The sequence below is a fragment of the Pseudomonas sp. NPDC008258 genome (genome assembly GCF_042956345.1).
In the GTDB taxonomy this organism is placed as follows: Bacteria; Pseudomonadota; Gammaproteobacteria; order Pseudomonadales; family Pseudomonadaceae; genus Aquipseudomonas.
Genome location: NZ_JBIBGE010000030.1, coordinates 73313 through 94500 on the forward strand (window position 1 = coordinate 73313; position 21188 = coordinate 94500).

Below are 21188 nucleotides of genomic sequence, written 5' to 3' on the forward strand. Positions count from 1 at the left end.
GCTTGTGCCCGATTGAAACTGGGATCAGCCCAAGGTGCTTTACCTTGTGGCTCAGACCGGTGCAAGGCACCCATCTGTTACTGAAAAATGGCGCAGCGGACGGGACTCGAACCCGCGACCCCCGGCGTGACAGGCCGGTATTCTAACCGACTGAACTACCGCTGCGCAGTGCGTTCCTCTCTGGCTATCGGCTTCTTGCGAAACCCGATGCTACAGGAACATCTCAGGAAGTGGTGGGTGATGACGGGATCGAACCGCCGACCCTCTGCTTGTAAGGCAGATGCTCTCCCGGCTGAGCTAATCACCCTCGCGATGTTGCTTGTTGCGTTTGCTTCGCTGAGGCCGCGAAATTTACGCAGGTGGCGAAGCTAAGTCAATAGCCCCATTGAATTTTTTTCAAAAAAGGTAAAAACAGAAAAGGGACCTTTCGGTCCCCCTTCCTATAACGTCGAACTCAGGTGTAGATCATCTTGCGGGTCATGCCGCCATCGACCACGAACTCCTGGCCGGTAACAAACGCCGCCTGACGCGACAACAACCAGGCCACCATCGCCGCCACGTCTTCCACCGTCCCTACCCTGCCCGTCGGGTGCTGGGCATGGTCGGCCTCGGTCAACGGCTCGGCACGGCGTTGCGACGGGTCGCGGGCATCGATCCAGCCCGGGCTTACCGCATTGACACGAATCTCCGGCCCCAGGCTCATGGCCAGGGCATGGGTCAAGGCCACCAGGCCGCCTTTGCTTGCCGCATAAGCCTCGGTATCGGGCTCGGACTGCCGCGCCCGGGTGGAAGTGAGGTTGACGATCGCCCCGTTGTGCGCACGCAGGTACGGCGCACAATGCTTGGCCAGCAACATCGGGCCATTCAGGTTAACCGCCAGTACCCGGTTCCATTGCGCCAGGCTCAGGCTTTCCAGCGTCTGGTTGTGCGGGTTGGCAATCGCCGCATTGCACACCAGCGCGTCCAGCCGGCCAAACTGCCCCAGCACCTCAGACACCCCTGCACTGACCTGGGCCTCGTCGGCAACATCCATGGTGATGAACCAGGCATTGTCACCCAAGGCCTTGGCCACCTTGGCACCACGCTGGCGATCAAGATCACTCAGCACCACCTGCCAGCCTTCGCAGATCAGCCAGGCGGCAATCCCCAGGCCGATGCCGCGCGCGGCACCGGTTACCAGGGCGACCCGGCCGTTGAGGCCGGGCATACCGCGGCTGATCTCGATCACAATGCAGCCAGCCCGCGTGCCAGGTCTGCCTGCAGGTCAGCCACGTCTTCCAGGCCCACGGCAACGCGGATCAGGCTGTCGCGGATGCCGGCGGCTTCACGCTCCTGCGGCGACAGGCGGCCGTGGGAGGTGGTGGCCGGGTGGGCGATGGTGGTTTTGCTGTCACCCAGGTTGGTGGTGATGGAAATCACCCGGGTGGCGTCGATGAAGCGCCAGGCACCGGCTTTGCCGCCCTTGACCTCAAAGCTGACCACCGCGCCAAAGCCACTCATCTGGCGCTTGGCCAGTTCGTGCTGCGGGTGGCTGGGCAGGCCGGCGTAATGCACCTTTTCCACGCCGTCCTGCTGCTCCAGCCATTCAGCCAGGGCTTGGGCGCTTTCGCAGTGCGCACGCATGCGCAGGCGCAAGGTTTCCAGGCCCTTGGTGAAGATCCAGGCGTTGAACGGGCTGAGCGTCGGGCCAGCGGTACGCAGGAAGCCCACCACTTCTTTCATCTGTTCGGCACGACCGGCAACCACACCACCCATGCAACGGCCCTGGCCATCGATGAACTTGGTGGCCGAGTGGAACACGATGTCGGCACCCAGCTTCAGTGGCTGCTGCAGCGCCGGGGTGCTGAAGCAGTTGTCCACCACCAGCATGGCGCCGTGGGCATGGGCAATTTCGCTGAGCGCGGTGATGTCGACCAACTCGGCCAGCGGGTTGGACGGCGATTCGACGATCAGCAGCTTGGTGTTGGCCTTGATGGCCTTTTCCCAGCCACCGAGGTCGACCAGTGGCACGTAGTCCACCTGCACGCCAAAGCGCTTGAAATACTTCTCGAACAGGCTGATGGTCGAGCCGAATACGCTCTGCGACACCAGCACATGGTCACCGGCGCTGCACAGCGACATGACCACGGCCAGGATCGCTGCCATGCCGGTGGATGTACCCACGGCCTGCTCGGCGCCTTCCATGGCCGCCAGGCGCTCCTCGAAGGCACGTACCGACGGGTTGGTGTAGCGCGAGTAGACGTTGCCCGGCGTTTCACCGGCAAAGCGCGCAGCGGCATCGGCCGCCGTGCGGAACACGTAGCTGGAGGTCAGGAACAGCGCTTCGCTGTGCTCGCCCTCGGGTGTACGGTGTTGACCGGCGCGCACCGCCAGGGTGTCGAAACCGACACCCTCGAGGTCGCTGTCCAGTCGCCCGGCATCCCATTGATCCGTCATGCCGTCGCTCCCTGAATCAGTTGTTGTAGAGGTCGATGATCGCGCTGACGGCCTGGTTCTTGACCTTGGCCAGGTCATTACGGGCCTGCTCGATGCGATCGAGGTAGGCCGCGTCGATATCGCCGGTGACGTACTCACCGTTGAATACCGCGCAATCGAAGTGATCGATCTTGATCTTGCCGCCACCGACCGAATCGATCAGGTCAGGCAGGTCCTGGTAGACCAGCCAGTCGGCGCCAATCAACTCGGCCACTTGTTCGGTGGTACGGTTGTGGGCGATCAGCTCGTGAACACTCGGCATGTCGATGCCGTAGACGTTGGGGTAGCGCACCGCAGGGGCTGCGGAGCAGAAGTAGACATTCTTCGCACCGGCTTCGCGGGCCATCTGGATGATCTGCTTGCAGGTAGTGCCGCGCACGATCGAGTCATCCACCAGCATTACGTTCTTGCCGCGGAACTCCAGCTCGATGGCGTTGAGCTTCTGGCGTACCGACTTCTTGCGCGCAGCCTGGCCGGGCATGATGAAGGTACGGCCAATGTAACGGTTCTTGACGAAACCTTCGCGGAACTTGACGCCCAGGCGGTTGGCCAGCTCCAGTGCAGCAGTGCGGCTGGTGTCCGGAATCGGGATGACCACGTCGATATCATGCTCCGGGCGCTCACGCATGATCTTGTCGGCCAGTTTCTCACCCATGCGCAGACGGGCCTTGTACACCGAAATACCGTCGATGATGGAGTCCGGGCGGGCCAGGTACACGTGCTCGAAGATGCACGGTTGCAGGTTCGGCGCTTCGGCGCACTGCTTGGTGAACAACTGGCCGCCTTCGGTGATGTATACCGCTTCGCCCGGCGCCAGGTCGCGGATCAGGGTGAAGCCGAGTACATCCAGGGCCACGCTTTCCGACGCGATCATGTATTCCACGCCTTCGTCAGTGTGACGCTGGCCGAACACTACCGGGCGGATGCCATGGGGGTCGCGGAAACCGACAATGCCGTAGCCGGTGATCATTGCCACCACGGCGTAACCGCCTACACAACGGCTGTGTACGTGGGAAACGGCAGCAAACACGTCTTCTTCAGTGGGCTGCAGCTTGCCACGCACCGCCAGCTCATGGGCGAACACGTTCAGCAGCACTTCCGAGTCGGAGTTGGTGTTGACGTGGCGCAGGTCAGACTCGTAGATCTCTTTGGCCAGCTGCTCGACGTTGGTCAGGTTGCCGTTGTGCGCCAGGGTAATGCCGTATGGCGAGTTGACGTAGAACGGCTGTGCCTCGGCCGAGGTCGAGCTGCCCGCCGTCGGGTAGCGCACGTGGCCAATGCCGATGCTGCCGACCAGGCGCTGCATGTGGCGCTGCTGGAACACGTCGCGCACCAGGCCATTATCCTTGCGCAGGAACAACCGGCCGTCATGGCTGGTCACGATACCGGCAGCGTCCTGGCCGCGGTGCTGGAGGACCGTAAGCGCGTCATACAGCGCCTGATTGACGTTCGACTTACCGACGATACCGACGATGCCACACATGCGACGCAACCCCTACTTTGACGAAACTTGAGTGAATAGCGCTCAGGGCTTTGCCGGCCCGAGCAACTGTTCCTTGAACGGAAGATCAGCCGGAGCGCTGATCAACCCACTGGGCGACCACTGGCCGGTGAAACCCAGAATCAGGTTTTTCGACCAGTCGGCGACCAAGAGAAATTGTGGTATCAGGCGTGATTCCTGCCACCAGGTGTCTTGTTGAACCGGCCCCAGGCTGATCAGGCCTATGGCCACCACTACCAGCAAGGCCCCGCGCGCGGCCCCAAAGGCCATGCCCAGGAAACGATCGGTGCCGGACAGCCCGGTCACACGGATCAGCTCGCCGACCAGGAAATTGACCATGGCCCCCACCAGCAAGGTGGCGACGAAAAGAATGGCGCAGCCCGCGATGACGCGCATCGATGGCGTCTGGATATAGCTTTCAAGATACACCGAGAGCGAACCGCCGAACATCCAGGCAACCGCACCGGCAATGATCCAGATGAGCAAGGACAAGGCTTCCTTGACGAAGCCGCGCTTGAGACTGATCAGTGTGGAGACGGCGATGATCGCGATGATCGCCCAATCAACCAAGGTAAATGCCACGGTGCTGCCTGCAGACGTTTGAGGCGGCGCATTTTACCAGAGCAGTGGGCTGGGAGTAAGCGGAATGTCAGTTGGATTGGTGTTTGCTTCATCGCCGGCAAGCCAGCTCCCACAAGGACCGCACACTGCTTCAGGCCTATGCAGTTCCTGTGGGAGCTGGCTTGCCGGCGATGGGCGGCAAAGCCGCCCCGGGGCTATCAGCTGCGCTCGGGCTGGAAGCGCACCACAAAGCCCTTGAGGCTGTTCTGGCGGTTGATGGCGTCGCGGGTGCGCTCGGCCTCGGCCCGTTCGATCAGCGGCCCCACATACACCCGGTTCATCCCGCCTGCCGAACGGATATAGGCGTTGTAGCCCTGGCTCCGCAGGGTTTGCTGCAGCTTCTCGGCACCGGCCCGGTTGGACAGGCTGGCCAACTGGATCGACCAGCTGACCGGCAGGCCATTGACGTCGATCTTCGACGGCGCAGCCGGCGCTGGCGTGGCAGCAGCCTTGGCCTCGACCTTGGGTGCTGGAGCGGGTGCAGGCGCCTGCGGCTTGGCCGGCTGCACCTGCGCCTGGGTCTGCGGCGATGGGGTGATTGGCTGGCTTGGCGTACTGGCCGGCGCCGTGGACTCGTCAACCACTACGGGTGGCTGCTGCGGCTCTTCCGGGATGGCCTGCGGCTCCGGCACGGCGACCGGCTCCACTTTCACTTCCGGCAGGCTTGGCATGGCCGGCGCCTGCGGGGCTTCGACGTGCACCTGGCGCATCTCGTCCTCGCGAGTGAACAGCATGGGCAGGAAAATCACCGCCAGCGCCACCAGCACCAGCGCACCGACCATGCGCTGTTTCATCCCTTTATCCAGCACTGCCATCTATTCCACCCTCCTGGGCGTGCCGCTCCAGCCATTCCAGCGCCTGGGCAACACAGAAAAACGAACCGAACAGCAGGATCTGGTCATCCGCCGTCGCCTGCGCGCATTGCCCTTCAAGGGCCGCGCCGACGCTGGCATAAGACTTCACCGCGGCGCCGAGGTTCGTCAAGGCCGCTGCCAGTTCCGCAGCCGGGCGGCTGCGTGGCGTAGCCAGCGGCGTTACGGCCCAGTCATCGACCAGGCCCTTCAGCGGCGCGACAACGCCGTCCAGATCCTTGTCGACGAGCAGGCCGAACACCGCCAGACGGCGCCCCTTGAGCGGGCGGGCCGCCAAGCGACGGGCCAGGTACTCCGCTGCATGGGGATTATGCCCCACATCCAGCAGCAGCTCGACCGGCTTGCCCTGCCAGTGCAGCACACGGCGATCGAGGCGGCCGGTGATACGGGTAGCCAGCAGCGCCTGGCGCACCTGCGCGGCATCCCAGGGCAGCCCCATCAGCAGGTAAGCCTGCAGGGCCAGCGTGGCGTTCTCCATGGGCAGGTCAAGCAATGGCAAGTCATGCAACACTACTTGCGCGCCATCTGCCGCGGTACCCCGCCAGCTCCAGGCGCCATCGGCAGTGGCCAGGTCGAAATCACGACCTCGCAGGAACAGCGGCGCAGCCAGTTCGGCGGCCTTGTCCAGCAACGGCTGTGGCGGATCCAGGTCGCCGCACAGGGCCGGCTTGCCCTGACGGAAGATGCCGGCCTTCTCGAACGCCACCAACTCACGGGTATCACCCAGGTAATCGACATGGTCGACACCGATGCTGGTCACCAGGGCCAGGTCGGCATCCACCACGTTCACGGTGTCCAGACGGCCACCAAGGCCCACTTCCAGCACCACGGCATCCAGTTGCGACTGGTAGAACAACCAGAACGCGGCCAGCGTGCCCATCTCGAAGTAGGTCAGGGAAATCTCGCCCCGCGCCGCCTCGACGGCGGCGAAGGCTTCGCACAGGCGCTCATCGCTGGCCTCCTGGCCATCGATCAGCACCCGCTCGTTGTAACGCAACAGGTGCGGCGAGCTGTACACGCCGACCTTGAGCCCCTGGGCGCGTAGCAGCGAGGCCACGAAGGCGCAGGTCGAACCTTTGCCATTGGTGCCGGTTACCGTCACCACGCGTGGCGCCAGCTTGCCCAGCGCCAACCGGGCAAGCACCTTCTGCGACCGCTCCAGGCCCATGTCGATGGCCGAGGGGTGCAACTGCTCGAGGTAGGCGAGCCATTCGCCCAGGGATCGTTGTTTCATCACGCGACGGCTGCCGCCTCACGCGCTTGCTCCGGCGTTTCCTGGCCGGTCATCTGCGCCAGCAGGCGGGCCAGACGCGGGCGCAGATCGCCACGGGAGATGATCAGGTCGATAGCACCGTGCTCCAGCAGGAACTCGCTGCGCTGGAAGCCTTCTGGCAGCTTCTCGCGTACGGTCTGCTCGATCACGCGTGGGCCGGCGAAGCCGATCAGTGCTTTTGGCTCACCGACGATTACGTCGCCGAGCATCGCCAGGCTGGCGGAAACGCCACCGTACACAGGGTCGGTCAGCACCGAGATGAACGGAATGCCTTCTTCGCGCAGGCGCGCCAGCACGGCCGAGGTCTTGGCCATCTGCATCAGCGAGATCAGTGCTTCCTGCATGCGCGCACCGCCCGAGGCGGAGAAGCAGACCATGGGGCAGCGGTTTTCCAGGGCGTAGTTGGCCGCGCGCACGAAGCGCTCGCCGACGATGGCGCCCATGGAGCCACCCATGAACGAGAACTCGAAGGCGCTGACCACGATCGGCATGCCCATCAGGGTGCCGCTCATGGAAATCAGGGCGTCTTTTTCGCCGGTCTGCTTCTGTGCGCCGACCAGGCGGTCCTTGTACTTCTTGCCGTCGCGGAACTTCAGGCGGTCGACCGGCTCCAGCTCGGCGCCCAGTTCGGCACGGCCTTCGGCGTCAAGGAAGATGTCGATACGCGCACGTGCGCCGATGCGCATGTGGTGGTTGCACTTGGGGCAGACATCCAGGGTCTTTTCCAGCTCCGGACGATACAGCACGGCCTCGCAAGCCGGGCACTTGTGCCACAGGCCTTCAGGCACCGAGCTCTTCTTCACCTCGGAACGCATGATCGAAGGGATCAGTTTGTCGACTAACCAGTTGCTCATGCTTTCTTTCTCCAGTATTGGCAGGCGGGGGCCGGTGTCGCCGGCCCTGCCCTGCCCTTGAGCTCAAAATCTTTTATAAAACCATGATGGACCGGCCGCCGGGGCTTCCAGCGCACCGCTCCACCGTTAATGTGTTGTACTGCCGCCACAGGTGCAGGCGGCTACCCCGCAGGGCTGCGAAAGCTATGGACGATGGCGCGCAGCCAGCCGTCACATCTGCCATCACGCCTGTTTCACCGCCCGCATGAACGCTTCGATCTTCGCAGCATCCTTGATGCCCTTGGCCTGCTCGACGCCACCGCTCACATCCACCGCATAAGGCCGTACCTGGGCAATGGCCTGGCCGACGTTATCGGCCGACAGCCCGCCCGCCAGAATGATCGGTTTGCTCAGGCGTGCCGGCACCAGTGACCAGTCGAACGCCTCACCGGTCCCCCCAGGCACGCCCGCCACATAGGTATCCAGCAGTATGCCGCGGGCACCTGCATAAAGCAGGCAGGCCGCCTCCAGGTCATCGCCCGGGCGCACACGCAGGGCCTTGATCCAGGGGCGGTGGTAGCCTTCGCAGTCTTGCGGGGTTTCGTCGCCGTGGAACTGTAGCAGGTCCAGTGGAACCACTTCGAGGATCTCGTTCAGCTCGCAGCGGGAGGCGTTGACGAACAGCCCGACCGTGGTCACGAACGGTGGCAGTTCGGCAATGATCGCCCGCGCCTGGCGCACGTCCACTGCCCTCGGGCTTTTGGCATAGAAGACAAAGCCGATGGCATCGGCACCCGCTTCGGCAGCGGCCAGTGCGTCTTCGATGCGGGTAATCCCACAGATCTTGCTGCGAACATTGCTCATGGACAGCGAACCCTGGTTGTTACGGTGAAAGGCCGGATGTTAGCAAATGGCTTTTCGCCCGTCAGTCTGCCAACGCCTCGTAGCCGGTCAAAAAGTGTGGGCCGATGTAACGCTGGGGCAACGCATATTCCTCGGGATACTCCACCTTTACCAGGTAAAGCCCGTACGGATGGGCTGTGACACCGGCTTCACGGCGGTCGCGCCCTTCCAGCACTTCACGCGCCCAGGTAACCGGACGTTCACCGGCGCCAATGGCCATGAGCACACCGGCAATGTTACGCACCATGTGGTGCAGGAAGGCGGTGGCGCGCACGTCCAGCACGATCATCTGGCCATGGCGGGTAACGCGCAGGTGGTAGATGTGCTTGACCGGCGACTTGGCCTGGCACTGGCTGGCGCGGAAGGCGCTGAAGTCGTGGGTGCCAAGCAGGAACTGCGCGGCCTCGGCCATGCGCTCGACATCCAGCGGGCGGTGGTTCCAGGTCACTTCCTCGGCCAGGTGCGCCGGGCGGATCGGGTCGTTGTAGATGACGTAGCGATAGCGCCGCGCACACGCCTTGAAACGGGCATGGAAGTCGGCTGGCATCGGCCGCGACCACACCACACTGATGTCGTGCGGCAGGTTGAAGTTGGTGCCCATGGTCCAGGCGCGCTCGTCACGCACGGCGCGGGTGTCGAAGTGCACGATCTGGCCGCAGCCGTGCACGCCGGCATCGGTGCGGCCGGCGCAGATCACCGAAACCGGCTCGTTGGCGACCTTGGACAGCGCCTGCTCCAGCGCCTGCTGGACACTGGGCACGCCACTGGCCTGGCGCTGCCAGCCGCGGTAGCGGGCACCCTTGTACTCCACGCCCAGGGCGATACGGGAATAGCCTTCGGCCGCGGATTCGGTGGTGGCGGTGTCGATGATGTCCAAGCGCTTGAAACCTGTGGGGTGTACGAAATGGCGAGGATTATAACGACAACGGCAGCCTTGTAGGGCTGTGGGAGCGGCCTTGTGTCGCGAAAGGGCCGCAAAGCGGCCCCGGCGATATCGGCTGTGTAGCTGGGAACCTGGGGCCGCTCTGCGGCCCTTTCGCGACGCAAGGCCGCTCCCACAAGGTCTGCGTTGCCTGCAGTAACTCAGACCAGCCGGGAGAGCATGTCCTCGGCTTCCTGACGCTGGCCGTCGTCGCCGTCCTTGACCACTTCATCCAGGATGTCCCGCGCGCCCTGGTTGTCGCCCATGTCGATGTAGGCACGTGCCAGGTCGAGCTTGGTGGCCACTTCATCACTGCCGGAGAAGAAGTCAAAGTCCAGGTCGTCCAGCGGCTCAGGCTCCGGCTGTTCAGCGGCGTCTTCGCTGGTGAAGTGCGGCTCCAGCGAAGGCGACTCCAGGCTCTGCGACAACTTGTCCAGCTCGGCGTTGACGTCGTCCAGTTCCGCAGCAAAGCCTTTGGCTGCTGGCGAATCGTCTTCCAGCGACAACGACAGGTCAAAGTCCGACGGCATGTCGAAATCGGAAACCGGGTCGAACGCCGGCTCGCTGTCGAAAGCAGCCAGCTCGGCAGCGATATCCACCGGGGCCTCTTGCACTGCGTCCGGGGCGGCAGGGGCAACGGGCTCACTGACATCGAGGTCGAAATCAGCCAGGTCGACAGCCGGCTGCGGCTCGGCCTGGGCCAGCATGGCCTCGAAATCGGCGTCGGCGTCGGCTTGCAATTCGGCATCCACGGCAAACGGCTGTTCTTCTGGCTGAGCCTCGTCAAATGCAGGCTCATCCAGCACAGGCTCGGCAATTACCAACTCGTCAGGTACAGGCTCCTGAACCACCGGTGCGTCCAGTAGCGGCGCGTCCAGCGGGTCTTCTTCGGGCAGGTCTTCACCCAGGCTCAAGTCGAAGGCACTGTCCAGGCCCTGTTCATCGAGGCCGTGTTCTTCCAGGCCCGATACATCGAGCGTGGGCACGTCGTCGAAGGCATCCAGGTCCGCTTCAGGCTCGAACATGGCCTCAGGCTCCGTTTGCCCGACAACCCCTGGCTCTGGCTCCACCTGCGGCTCGAATTCAGGCACTTGCTCAGGCACCACGTCGGCAACCACGGGCGCCTCGGGCTGGTCCTGCAGCAGCTCCTGCACGTACTGCTCATCCATCTCGGCGGCCAGCGCCGCCGCACCCAGGCCAGCAGCGGCCAGGCCGAGCATGGCAGGGTAACGCTCTTTCAGCCCTGCTACTTCGGCCGTGTTCTGTTCGCTGGCCGGCAGCTTGCGCTCTTGCTCGGCGAACGCACTTTGATCACCCTGGCGGGCGTACACGTCCATCAGCTTCAGGCGCAGGTCATCACGCTCCGGCGCAGCGGCCACAGCGGGCTCCAGCAGATCGGTAGCGCGGTTCAGGCGCCCTTCGGCCAGGCATTGGTCGACTTCCGCCAGCAGCGCGGCATGCGGGTCGGCTTGCGGCTCAGGCGCTGGCGCCGCTTCGACGGCTGGCTCAGCCACTTTCTCCGCAGCAACGGCAGCGGCAGCCGAGGCGGCGACCACGGCTGGCGACAGGGTCACGCTCGGCTCCGCAACTTCGACGCCGTCGAGGCTTTCGGTATCGGTGTCAAAACCTGTGCCTTGCTCTTCTTCCAGCGCCCGCGCCATGCGCAGGTGCTTTTCAGCTTCTTGCTGGGCCTTGCGTTTGCGCGCCAGCAGCAGCAACAGAAGCAGCAGCACAAGGAATGCACTGCCGGCAATCAGCCCAAGCAGCAGCGGGTTGCCCATGACTTGGTCGACGACACTTTGCGATTGGGCCACTGGCGCAGGCTTGGCGGCCGGCACCGGCTTGGGCGCGGTATCGGCGGCAGCAGGTGCGGGCTTGGCCGCCGGCTGGGCAGCCGTCGCTGGCTGGGCCGGCGTAGCGGCAGCCGCTGCCGGGGCGGCTACACCCTGGGCCTGAAGACGGGCCAGTTGGTCATTCTTGAGGTCGATCAGACGCTGCAGCTTGTCCAGCTGGCTCTGCAGGTCGGTCATGCGGCTTTTCAGTTCTTCGTTGTCACGGCGGCTGGTATCCAGGCTTTCCTGGGCCACGGCCAGCTTGTCATTGAGCGCCTTGGCCTGGCCGGCACCCGCCTGGCTGCCCGGGCTGACCAGGCGCAGGTTGTCGCCTTGGGCAATACGTGCCGGTGCCGCCTCGGCGGCGCCACGGCGGGTAGCGTCGAGCTGGCGCGCACGCGGGCCCAGCCGGCGGCCTTCACGCCAGGCGGCATACTGTTCGGCCACCTCGCTGTTCGCCTCGCCCTGCGGGATGTTCTGGATCTGCTGCTGGTCGGGCAGGCGCAGCACCTGGCCCACCTTCAGCTGGTTGATGTTGTTGCCAATGAAGGCGTCCGGGTTCAGCGCCTGGATTGCGATCATGGTCTGCTGGATCGAGCCACCCTGGGTGTTGCGCGCAGCAATTTGCCACAGGGTGTCGCGACGCTGGGTGGTGTAGTTGCTGGCACCGGTTACCGCCGGGGCAACATTGCCCGCCGCCTGCTTGTCACCCTGGGCCTTGGCCTGGTCGAGCAGCACGCTGTAGTCACGCAACAGGCGGCCCTGCGGCCACATCACCTGAACCAGGAACTTGACCACTGGCCCCGGCAGCGGCTGGCTGGAGGTAACCCGCAGCACGCTCTTGCCGTTGGGGTTGATCACCGGCGTGAAGGTCAGGTCTTCGAGGTAGGTCGGAAACGCCACCCCGGCCTTGCTGAACTCTTCCGGCGGCGCCAGGCTTGGCGCCACTTCGGCGGCCTTGAGGTCGCGCACGTCGAGCAATTCGATCTCGGCGTCCAGCGGCTGATTCTGTGCTGACTTCAGGGTCAGCTCCCCCAGGCCCAGCGCATTCGCCATGCCAGACGACAGCGCCGATGCTGCAGCCATGGCCAGAACCAGTTTGCGAATTCGAAGCATGACCTCTTCCCTTGTATGAATCGTCCCGAAACCTGCAAGCAGAGCAGGACAAAAGTGCTCGCCAGTATCTTTTACGGCATGTGTTTAATCAACAATTGCGCCACTTGCACGGCGTTGAGCGCGGCGCCTTTGCGCACGTTGTCCGTGGTCAGCCAAAGGTTGAGCTGCTGATCTTCATCAACACCGTGACGTACACGACCAACATAGACCACGTCTTGGCCCACTGCGTCACCAACCGGGGTTGGATAATCGTCGTTTTCCACCAACTCGACGCTGTCGGCTGCGTCCAGGGCCTGGTTGACCGCTGCCAGGTCGACCGGGCGGCGGCTTTGCACGGCCACACTGAAGCTATCGCCGAAAAACACCGGGACTTGAACGCAGCTCACGGAAATCTTCAGTTCAGGCAGGCCCAGCAGCACGCGCAGCTCGCTGACCAGGCGGCGCTCCAGGGCAGTATGGCCCTGCTCGTCGGCAGCACCGACCTGGGCCAGCAGGTTGAATGCCACCTGGCGGTCGAAGAAGCGCGGCTCCAGCGGCCGGGCATTGAGCAGCTCGGCGGTTTGCCGGGCCAGTTCGCTGACCGCTTCGCGGCCTTGCGCAGACACTGCCAGCGCGGCCATTACCTGCACCCGCTCTATGTCCAGCAGGCCCTTGAGTGGTGCCAGCGCGACGGCCAGGGCGACCGCGGCCGAGCATGGGCTGACAATGCGTGCCGGCAGCGCCAGGCCGACCAGGCGCTCGGCGTTGGCTTCTGGCACCAGGGCCAGGGCGTCGTCCAGGCCGCCGGACAGGTCGATGACCGTGCAGCCGGCCTGCAGCGCCTTGCCGGCAAAGCTGCGGCTGACGGCGGCGCCGGTGGCGAAGAAGGCCAGCTTGACCTGGGCGAAGTCGAAGCTGTCCACTTCGCGCACCTTGAGCTTCTTGCCAGCGAACATCACGCTGCTACCCGCCGACTCCATGCTGGCCAGCAGGTGCAAGGTGCCGACCGGGAACGCCAGCTCTTCGAGCACCTGTACCAGGGTTTCACCGACGCTGCCGGTGGCGCCGACGACGGCGATATCGAATGTAGGGTTCATGTTGCTGGCTGCCTCAGGCGAAACGGGAGCGGCACTTTACTCGCATTGGTCGGGGGAGGCCAATGTCACCTGCTGCGAGTATGGCCCCACATTGAAGCCATACACAGGGTCTTGTCGGATCAACTGTCTTGCCCATTTTCTAAAAGCTGGCGCGATCCCTGTGGGAGCGGGCATGCCCGCGAAGATCCCAGCGCGGTGGATGGCACCGGCTTCGCCGGTGTTCGCGGGCACGCCCGCTCCCACAGTTCCAGACCGCGCAGGCTCGGCTAGAACTGTTTTTCCAGCTTCAGGCTGACACTATTGCGCTCCCAGCTGTACAGCCAGTCGACGTTGCTGTTCACCTTGTTGTACTTGAAGGTCAGGCTGGGCACCAGGTCGTGGAAGGCCAGCGCCGGGGCCCTGACGATAAAGGTATAGCCCTGCTCTTCTTCGTGGCGCCGGTCGTCGAGCAAGGCGCTATAGGCGTCGTACTGGCGGGTACGCCAGGAGGCGAACAGCACGGTGCTCAGGCCGATGTCGAAGTCCTTGGCCACGCCCAGGCGCAGGCCCCGCTGGAAGTAGGCCTCGGTCGCATCCTTGGTGTTGCGGTCAGTAATGTCTAAACCGCCAAACAGCACCCATTGCTGCGGCAGCGCTTGCCACAGCGTCGCATAGACCGAAGCGGCACTCCCGTCGTAGGTGTCGGCAGCCTGGCGGCGGTAAGCCATATCCTTGTATTCGCCTTCCAGCTTGAGCATGCGGGTAGCTGAAAGATTGTGCATCCATTCACCGCGCAGGCCCCAGGCTGAGTACATCGGATCGCTGCCAATGCGGTTGTATTCGAACTGCGGGCCCAGGCTGTACTGGTTGCGCCCGTCCTGGTAGCTGTAGCCGGCGTTGCCGATGAAGGTGTCTTCGTTGTACTTGCTTTCTTTGTCATAGGCCTGCCCGTAGGCCAGAGCCCGGCCAAACACGCCATGGTGGCCAGCCAGGGCCACGCGCTTGTTCAATGTGGCTTCGTAGTCGATGCCCTGCGCCGACACCGCCTTGGGCATCTTGCGCTCGACCAGGTAAACCCCGTCACTGGTTTCCAGGCGGTAGTGGGTGGTGCTTTCCGAGGTCTGGTTGAGGTTGTCGTTCCAGGTCGGGCCGACGGCCAGCGAGCCTTGCCAGCTTTCGCGATGGTCCAGCGCCTCGATGAAGCTGTCGACGGTGTTGGCCAGGCCCTGGTTGCGCGCATCTGCCGGCCCCAGGCTCTGGCTGATCTGACGGAAGGCGTCGGTGGACTCGCGGTCCTTGCGGTTTTCGAACAGTACCCGGGCCAGTTCCAGCTGGCCGGGCAGGAAGTCGCCCTGCAATGCCAGCAACTGGCGGTAGTGCGCCTCGGCTTGGTCCAGGTCGCCGTGCGAGCGGGCCAGTGCGCCATCGGCGTAAGCCAGCAGCATCGGGTCGTGGCCTGGCAGCGCGACGTAGCGGGCGCGGAAGGCGTTCACGTCGGCCCATTGTTGGCGCTGCACCGAAACATAGAGGGCGCGGCCCAGGTCGTCGAGGTTGTTTTCTACCCGGTAGGTCTGGCCATCGATGACCAGCGTGGTGCCGGCAATTTCGTCCTTGAGCAGCTCGCGCTCCTGGCGGTTGGCGCGGTACTCGATGCTCTGGTTCAGGCGCAGGTTGGTGTCTTGGTCAGCCTGGGCGATGGTGGGGAAAGAAAGCGGGAGATAAAGCAGCAGCAGGTAATGCAGGCGTGAAGGCTGGGGCATTGCTCGGCTCTCGGGGTGCCTTGAAATAGCAGCAATCAGGGCCGCAAAGCGGCCCTGACGCACTTAACAGACCAGCATCAAGCGGGTCGGCTTAGTTCTTCACGCCACCGAATGCGGTGTCGTAGTTGCGGTTATCGAACTTGGCGATGCCGGCCAGGGAAGCAGTAGCGCCAGCCCCGAAGAAGCTACCTTGGGTAGTGCCGGTCGCGAGCTGAGCATTGGTGGTCGGATTGAGGGCGCGAGCGGCGCCCGAGAAGGCTGCCGTCGACTTGTCGATGTTGGCCGCCAGCCGGACTTTCAGAGCACCGTTAGCCAAGTCACCCGTGAGGGTTGGAGCCGCAGCGCCAAAGGTAGCGGTCAGATCACCCGACAGCAGGTTGGCACCGGAGTAATTGCTGATACCCTGGACCGCATAGCTGACATTGGTGGTTGGCAGTACGCGTCCGGTGGTATCACCGGAGTAGTAGACGACACGGGTCGGATCATTGTTGGTGCCGTTCTGCGACCACTCGCCGAAGTACACCTGCTGAGTGGAAACCTGCTTGAAATCGAAGTTGCCAAGCGCGGAGTGAGAAGCTGGCATCATTGCCGGCGTAATCGTGGTCACACCATTGGTGTCGGCGGGCACCATGCCCTTCAGGCCGCTGAAGCCCACCTTAGCGCCACCATAGAATGCCAGTACGCCCACAGCAGGCGCACCTGCCTGGCTGCCGTGATTCGGGGTGTTTCCGCTCGCACCAGATACCACAATGGTACCGGTGTAGCTTTGCCCGGAAGCACTATCGGCCTGCGCAACACCGGCAAGACCCAGCAGGGCAACGGCAACTACAGAAACTTGGAACGCTTTCATTTCATGATCCTTTGATAAGTTAATAGTTTCCAAAACACGAGCACATCCGAACACTGGCAGTCTTCATCCACCCATAGTCAATTCACCTCAGAAGTTTGCAGTCAGACCGATTTTCAACGTTCGCCCCGGCGCTGGCATTGCCGAGCGCGTCAGGGGATCCAGGTAATAAAGGTTGCCCAGGTTGGTGCCAACCAACTCGACATTCACATCGTCAGTCAGCTTGTAATTGACATAAGCGTCATAGGTAACAATGTCATCCCAGGACAACGGTGTATTGAGGTAGTACGACACCATGGGATTACCGGCGTAGTTACTGTGAAACTTGCTGTCATGGCCCTTGTAGTAGATAACCCGCCCGCCAACTTCAAGGCGACGGTCCAGGAAGCGCGCACCGATGCCGAGGTTGGCCGACCACTCAGGCATGGCCATGCCCACCAGGTAACCGCCGAGGAAGCCGTCATCCACACAGTCGGGCGTACTACCGCTCGGGTCCAGTTGCATTGCCGAGTTCTCGTCGCACACCTTATTCTTCAACACATGGGCGACGCTCACGTCAGTGAAGAAACGGCCACTGTCGTACCGGCCTTGCAACTCGATACCCGATGTCGTTTGTTTTTCGACATTGGAAAACACTAACTGGGGGCTTCGCTCGATGACGTTGTCGGTCGTATTGTGATAGTAGGTAAGTTTGACGTCTGCCTGCTCGCTGCCCAGCAGGCCACTCAAATTATGGATATAAGCCACTTCGTAGTTATGCGCATGCTCGGGCTCCAGGTCCCATGGCGTCAGTGACGCAGAAAAACCCACAGTGCTTTCGAACATGCTCGGATAACGGATTGCCTCGCTATAACGCAAATAGAATCGACCGTTTTCCGAGGTGTAGAACGTGGCGGAAAGGTTGGGCACCCAGCCTTGGTCCCTGCGATGCTTTACCGATGTGTCGACCTGTTGGTTAACCAGATTACCTTCACTGTCGACGACGTTTGCTGAGCCATCATAAGTCTCGTGGAAGCACTGCACTACATTCTCGCCCGCCGCCGCCGCCGCGATGCATGGGTTGTTACTGCGCTGATACTTTCCTTTGCCGTCATGGGCCCAGTGTTGGCTTTGCTCCGTATCCATTTCGTACGGAGTCGAACGTTCAAATGACTCAATATCGGCCTGGCGCTCAGCTTCAGTGGCACCGAAAATGTCCCAAAACAGCTGCATGTTTTGAATCTTTTCGTCCACGGCTGCACGCCACTCTTCCTGCGACAACGTCTTGCGCGTGGTGTACCCGACCCGCTTGCCACTCTGGACATTCTGGGTAGTCACCCCCGTGTCACGTTGCTGGCCTTTGAGAAAATCATCGTAAGACCAATACGAGGAGTAACGGCCACCGGCAGTGAAGCGCGCAAACGAAACCGGCTGCCAATCGAAATTGAAGCTGTACTCCTGCTCCTCGCGCCGCCCGGCCCTCGGGAACAGTCGCGTCGCCCCGTTGGCCAGGTCGTGCACACTGTCACCCGAACTGAGTTTTTCATGCTGATAGCTACCACCCAGCGTCAGATCGAGGCTATCCAGTAACTTCAACTTGTTGCTGACGGTCAGGCCGGCGCGATCGTGCTTGGCATTGGCCACGGCGGTGTTGCGAAACTCAGGGTTCTGCGGCGTGGTTTCGTTAGGCACACCGCCTGCGCTGTAGGTATCGCTGACGGTTCGGGTCATCCACAGGTTCGAATAGAAGTCGACCCAGCGGTTGTCTTCGGGGTTCAGCTTGTACTCGACGTTATAGGCCTTGCTGTCCACGTGGCTCAGCGGCCACTGCGGCACACCATAGTTCGCGGCATCGTAAGTACTGCCCGGGGTGAAGAAGGAAATGCGCGACGGCAGAATCTCGCCATACAAGGAATCCGTGGCGCGATAACCGAACTCCAGGCTCTGACCTTCGTCGATTTTCCAGGTGGCCTTGGCCAGCCACGACTCCATCTTGCTGGAACTGTTAGGTACTTCGTCGCCGGGTTTGTAGATACGGGCAAGGTTCGGCACATAGTCCCACTTGCCGTCGACCAGTTCGCCACTGGAGTAATAACTGCTCTTTTTCTTGCCGGCGTAGTGGTTGCCTTTTTCCCGATACGCATAGGCGCCCATCAAGTCGAAATGCTCCTGACGGGTACCCAGTGCCAGTCGATAGGCCTTGTCGTCGCTCGACAACAAGTCGTTACTGCTACTGGTGCGCGGGTGCTTATACAGCGACGGATCGTAATAGGAATTGATCGGGAAGTACTGGTAATCGGCGCTGGGCATCTGCCCGGTCAACAGGGTGGGCAGCCGCGGCGACACCGAGTTGTTGCTACCCTCGATCTTGAACTCGCCGCCGAATTCCTCGCCTTCCTTCAGAATGTCATCGACGCTCAGGGTGTTGGCCACCACCGCACCGCCAACGCCGCTGTAGACGTTGCGCTCCAGGTTCGGCCCCTTGATCACCTTGATCGAACCGATCAGGTTGGGGTCGATGTAGTTGCGGTTGTTGGCACCCATGTAGCCGCGGTAAACGGTCAGCGCCTGCTCGGTGCCGTCGATGGTCAGCGGCACCCGGCCAGGGCCCTGGATGCCGCGTACGTTCGGGTCCAGCGCGCCGCTGTTGCGGGCGTCGCCGCTGTAGACGTTGAGCATGCCCTTGAATACATCAGCGGGGGCAGCGCCCTTGTAACGCTCGATCTGTTCCTTACCGGCGTAGACGGTGGAAATGTCCTGGTCGTAGATGTCGCTGTAGCCCTTCTCGTCCCGCGAGCGGCCGTCACGCTGGCTGTACACGTAGGTCGGGTGCAGGTCATCGGTACCGGCGCTGGCGGCCGATTGCAGGTGGATCACCGGGCGCTCGGTGCCGCCGCTGAGGCTGAAGCTGACCGGCAGGCCGCTGAGCAGTTGGCGCAGTGCGCCGTCCAGCGAGTAGCGGCCCTGCACCGGGTTGGCGTACAGGCCGGCGAAGGCATCACCGGTCAGGTAGAGCTCGGCGCCCGCCTGGCGCGCCAGCTGCAACATGGCATCTTCCAGTGCCCCGCCCTTCACATCGAACTGGTGGTACTGGCCGGCCTGGCTGGTGGTGGCCGCAGCCGGGTCGGTGGCAGCCATGGCCGGCAGTACCGACGCAGCGCCGCAGCAGGTCAACAGGGCCAGCTGAATTCCCAGGCTCAGCTTGCCGCGTTGTGGGGCGAAACGCCCTGAAGCTCCCTTTGACATTGTTTCCATGCACCCTAGCTAAAGACAAATAAGAGTTATTTGCATTCAGTAACGTGCGAAGCATGAAAACGCAGTAGAGCGAATTGTTCTATGTATGGATTTTTTTAGATCAGTAAATTAACAACACGCCGGGGAGTTCCAATACCCGGGCGTGCGCTTGCCTGGCCAGCTGCTTGAGGGCGTCATCGACATGATCGACCCGTGCCACGGCATTCACCGGAAGGCGCCGCAGCGCATCGCCGCGCACCAGCGTCAGCCCGGCACGATAGCGGCCCAGCTGCTCGACTGCCTGGGCCAGCGTCTGCTGGCGCAGCACCACCCTGCCCTGTTGCCAGCTGGCCAGCTCTTCGGGGGATACCTCCAGCGGCTTGAGGCCTGTGTGGGGACCAAAGCGCAAGCTGTCGCCTTCTTGCAGCACAGCGGAGGCGGAGGCGTCGTCCAGACCGTGGGAGACCAGGTTGATTTCGACCGTGTGTTGCAGCACGCCCACCCAACCGGAGCGATCATCCTTGTCGACGCCGACCAGGTAGCGGGTGCCGCGGGCGGTGATACTGGCCCCCGGGGTGCTGACCGTGAAGGGGCGCGGTTCTGCTTCGCCCACGGGCGACGGGCTGAAGATCGCCTCGCCGCGCTTGAGGCGCACGGTGCGGCGCTGGCCGTCATAGGCAACGCTGAGAATACTGCGACTGCCCAGCTCAAGCTGGCTGCCATCTTCCAGCGTGACATGGCGCACTTCACCGTAACCGGTCTGGTAGTCGGCGCCCAGGCCCTGCACCCAGAATGGCGGCGCCATCCACAACCAGCAGGCCATCGCCAATCCGCCGAGAACACCACCACTGGCCCAACGCCGGTGCCAGGCGGTTTGCAGCCAACCCAGCGGACCGGCTGCACGGGCCGGCCGAGGCGGGCGCACATACCCCTGGCGCAGCGCCGCACTGACCTGCCAGGCGCGGTCAAGGCGCTGGGCGACCGCAGCATGCCGGGGGTCGGCTTCCAGCCAACGCCGATAGGCCGCCTGCTCGGCTGGGCCGAGGCGACCTTGACGGTGTTTCATGACCCAATCGGCGGCCTTGCGCTCGATCGGGTCAACAGGTTCAGTGGGGTTCACGGTACGGTGTTTGCTGCCTGTTGGTGTTTTTCTGTTAATCCGGCCAGGTCAGCGCCAGCGCCTGCCCTAATGGTCAGGCTCAAGCCCTCGGCCAATCCTGGCCAGCGCGCTGGCCAGGTGTTTTTGTACAGAGCTGGTGGAGATCCGTAAATACTCGGCGGCCTCTTTGTGCGTCATGCCTTCTACCCGGCACAGCAGGAACACATTGCGGGTGCGCTCTGGCAACAGCTCCAGCGTCGCGTGCAGGCGTTCCAGTTCCAGGGCACCCAGGGCCTGGTCTTCTGGCGAACTGGCTTCATCGATCAGGCCATCGAAGATACTCGCAGGCTCCGCTTCGTAGCGCTTGCTGCCATAACGGCGATGATGGTCGATCATCAGGTTGTGGGCAACGCGGAACAGGTAGGCCGGGGTGGCGAGCAACCGCTCTACCCCGTCCATCTGCGCCAGCCGCAGGAAGGTTTCCTGGACGATGTCCGCAGCCAGGCTTGGCGTGCAGTTCTTGCGCAGCAGGTAGCGGTGCAAGGCGGAGGCGTGTTCGTTGAAGAGTTGTTCCAGCACGTCAGCACTTTCCTATGCTCAGGCAAACTGGGGAGGCTGATTATAATGAGAACATTTCTCGTTAAGCCAGGCATTTTGCCACTGTGCGGGGGTGCTGTTACAAAACAAAAATTTGCAACCGCGCGGACTCATGTGGGAGCGGGCGCGCCCGCGAAACAGGCAACGTAGTGGATGGCACCGGCTTCGCCGGTGTTCGCGGTGTACGACCGGAGACATCGTTTACATCGTAAACCGGGGACATGGTTTACACATTTGAGGCTTGGACGCGGTTCTCACCCCGTCCAAGC

16 protein-coding genes and 2 tRNA genes are annotated in these 21188 nt (G+C 62.8%); all 18 read right to left on the reverse strand.

Translation table 11 applies throughout. The annotated features are described in order from the left end of the window. Positions 1-88: 88 nt before the first annotated feature. Positions 89-165, reverse strand: a tRNA-Asp gene (locus ACFY9W_RS22170). A 66-nt stretch (positions 166-231) separates the two neighbouring features. Then, positions 232-307, reverse strand: a tRNA-Val gene (locus ACFY9W_RS22175). Between the two features lie 147 nt (positions 308-454). Then, positions 455-1228, reverse strand: coding sequence for an SDR family oxidoreductase (locus ACFY9W_RS22180; RefSeq protein WP_391134713.1), 774 nt, complete (start codon positions 1226-1228; stop codon positions 455-457). Further along, on the reverse strand, positions 1225-2436 hold the full coding sequence (locus tag ACFY9W_RS22185) for an O-succinylhomoserine sulfhydrylase (protein WP_391134720.1): 1212 nt from the start codon (positions 2434-2436) through the stop codon (positions 1225-1227). The genes ACFY9W_RS22180 and ACFY9W_RS22185 overlap by 4 nt, the downstream gene beginning before the upstream one ends. A gap of 16 nt (positions 2437-2452) precedes the next feature. Further along, complete coding sequence (purF, locus tag ACFY9W_RS22190; RefSeq protein ID WP_391134723.1) at positions 2453-3958, reverse strand: amidophosphoribosyltransferase; 1506 nt, start codon at positions 3956-3958, stop codon at positions 2453-2455. Positions 3959-4000: 42 nt separating this feature from the next. Continuing rightward, a complete protein-coding gene (locus ACFY9W_RS22195) occupies positions 4001-4558 on the reverse strand; it encodes a CvpA family protein (protein ID WP_086976206.1) in 558 nt (185 codons plus the stop codon). A 197-nt stretch (positions 4559-4755) separates the two neighbouring features. Then, positions 4756-5412 (reverse strand): SPOR domain-containing protein, encoded by a 657-nt coding sequence (locus ACFY9W_RS22200; protein ID WP_391134727.1) that lies wholly within the window; start codon positions 5410-5412, stop codon positions 4756-4758. Next, positions 5396-6703: a bifunctional tetrahydrofolate synthase/dihydrofolate synthase gene (folC, locus tag ACFY9W_RS22205; RefSeq protein ID WP_391134730.1), complete on the reverse strand. Its 1308-nt coding sequence runs from the start codon at positions 6701-6703 to the stop codon at positions 5396-5398. The genes ACFY9W_RS22200 and folC overlap by 17 nt, the downstream gene beginning before the upstream one ends. Further along, positions 6703-7596, reverse strand: coding sequence for an acetyl-CoA carboxylase, carboxyltransferase subunit beta (gene accD, locus ACFY9W_RS22210; RefSeq protein WP_391134733.1), 894 nt, complete (start codon positions 7594-7596; stop codon positions 6703-6705). Before accD ends, folC begins: the two co-directional genes overlap by 1 nt. Positions 7597-7818: 222 nt before the next feature. Next, entirely contained in the window at positions 7819-8439 is a 621-nt protein-coding gene (locus tag ACFY9W_RS22215) for a phosphoribosylanthranilate isomerase (protein ID WP_391134736.1), read from the reverse strand. 61 nt (positions 8440-8500) lie between these two features. Next, positions 8501-9355: a tRNA pseudouridine(38-40) synthase TruA gene (gene truA / locus ACFY9W_RS22220; RefSeq protein ID WP_391134741.1), complete on the reverse strand. Its 855-nt coding sequence runs from the start codon at positions 9353-9355 to the stop codon at positions 8501-8503. Between the two features lie 206 nt (positions 9356-9561). Beyond that, complete coding sequence (locus tag ACFY9W_RS22225; RefSeq protein ID WP_391134744.1) at positions 9562-12348, reverse strand: FimV/HubP family polar landmark protein; 2787 nt, start codon at positions 12346-12348, stop codon at positions 9562-9564. A 71-nt stretch (positions 12349-12419) separates the two neighbouring features. After that, a complete protein-coding gene (locus tag ACFY9W_RS22230) occupies positions 12420-13424 on the reverse strand; it encodes an aspartate-semialdehyde dehydrogenase (RefSeq protein WP_391134747.1) in 1005 nt (334 codons plus the stop codon). Positions 13425-13690: 266 nt separating this feature from the next. Beyond that, entirely contained in the window at positions 13691-15163 is a 1473-nt protein-coding gene (locus tag ACFY9W_RS22235) for a surface lipoprotein assembly modifier (protein WP_391134750.1), read from the reverse strand. 91 nt (positions 15164-15254) lie between these two features. Continuing rightward, positions 15255-16013, reverse strand: coding sequence for a Slam-dependent surface lipoprotein (locus ACFY9W_RS22240; protein WP_391134753.1), 759 nt, complete (start codon positions 16011-16013; stop codon positions 15255-15257). A gap of 87 nt (positions 16014-16100) precedes the next feature. Next, on the reverse strand, positions 16101-19235 hold the full coding sequence (locus ACFY9W_RS22245) for a TonB-dependent receptor domain-containing protein (protein ID WP_391134756.1): 3135 nt from the start codon (positions 19233-19235) through the stop codon (positions 16101-16103). Between the two features lie 109 nt (positions 19236-19344). Next, on the reverse strand, positions 19345-20343 hold the full coding sequence (locus ACFY9W_RS22250; protein WP_391134759.1) for a FecR domain-containing protein: 999 nt from the start codon (positions 20341-20343) through the stop codon (positions 19345-19347). Between the two features lie 66 nt (positions 20344-20409). Then, a complete protein-coding gene (locus ACFY9W_RS22255) occupies positions 20410-20901 on the reverse strand; it encodes a sigma-70 family RNA polymerase sigma factor (RefSeq protein ID WP_391134763.1) in 492 nt (163 codons plus the stop codon). Positions 20902-21188 lie beyond the last annotated feature (287 nt).

Coding starts and splice junctions, on each gene's coding strand:
- ACFY9W_RS22200 (WP_391134727.1), bottom strand. CDS start 5,412: ATGGCAGTGCTGGATAAAGGGATGAAACAGCGCATGGTCGGTGCGCTG.
- accD (WP_391134733.1), bottom strand. CDS start 7,596: ATGAGCAACTGGTTAGTCGACAAACTGATCCCTTCGATCATGCGTTCC.
- ACFY9W_RS22185 (WP_391134720.1), bottom strand. CDS start 2,436: ATGACGGATCAATGGGATGCCGGGCGACTGGACAGCGACCTCGAGGGT.
- ACFY9W_RS22235 (WP_391134750.1), bottom strand. CDS start 15,163: ATGCCCCAGCCTTCACGCCTGCATTACCTGCTGCTGCTTTATCTCCCG.
- purF (WP_391134723.1), bottom strand. CDS start 3,958: ATGTGTGGCATCGTCGGTATCGTCGGTAAGTCGAACGTCAATCAGGCG.
- ACFY9W_RS22240 (WP_391134753.1), bottom strand. CDS start 16,013: ATGAAAGCGTTCCAAGTTTCTGTAGTTGCCGTTGCCCTGCTGGGTCTT.
- ACFY9W_RS22215 (WP_391134736.1), bottom strand. CDS start 8,439: ATGAGCAATGTTCGCAGCAAGATCTGTGGGATTACCCGCATCGAAGAC.
- ACFY9W_RS22225 (WP_391134744.1), bottom strand. CDS start 12,348: ATGCTTCGAATTCGCAAACTGGTTCTGGCCATGGCTGCAGCATCGGCG.
- folC (WP_391134730.1), bottom strand. CDS start 6,703: ATGAAACAACGATCCCTGGGCGAATGGCTCGCCTACCTCGAGCAGTTG.
- ACFY9W_RS22245 (WP_391134756.1), bottom strand. CDS start 19,235: ATGTCAAAGGGAGCTTCAGGGCGTTTCGCCCCACAACGCGGCAAGCTG.
- ACFY9W_RS22230 (WP_391134747.1), bottom strand. CDS start 13,424: ATGAACCCTACATTCGATATCGCCGTCGTCGGCGCCACCGGCAGCGTC.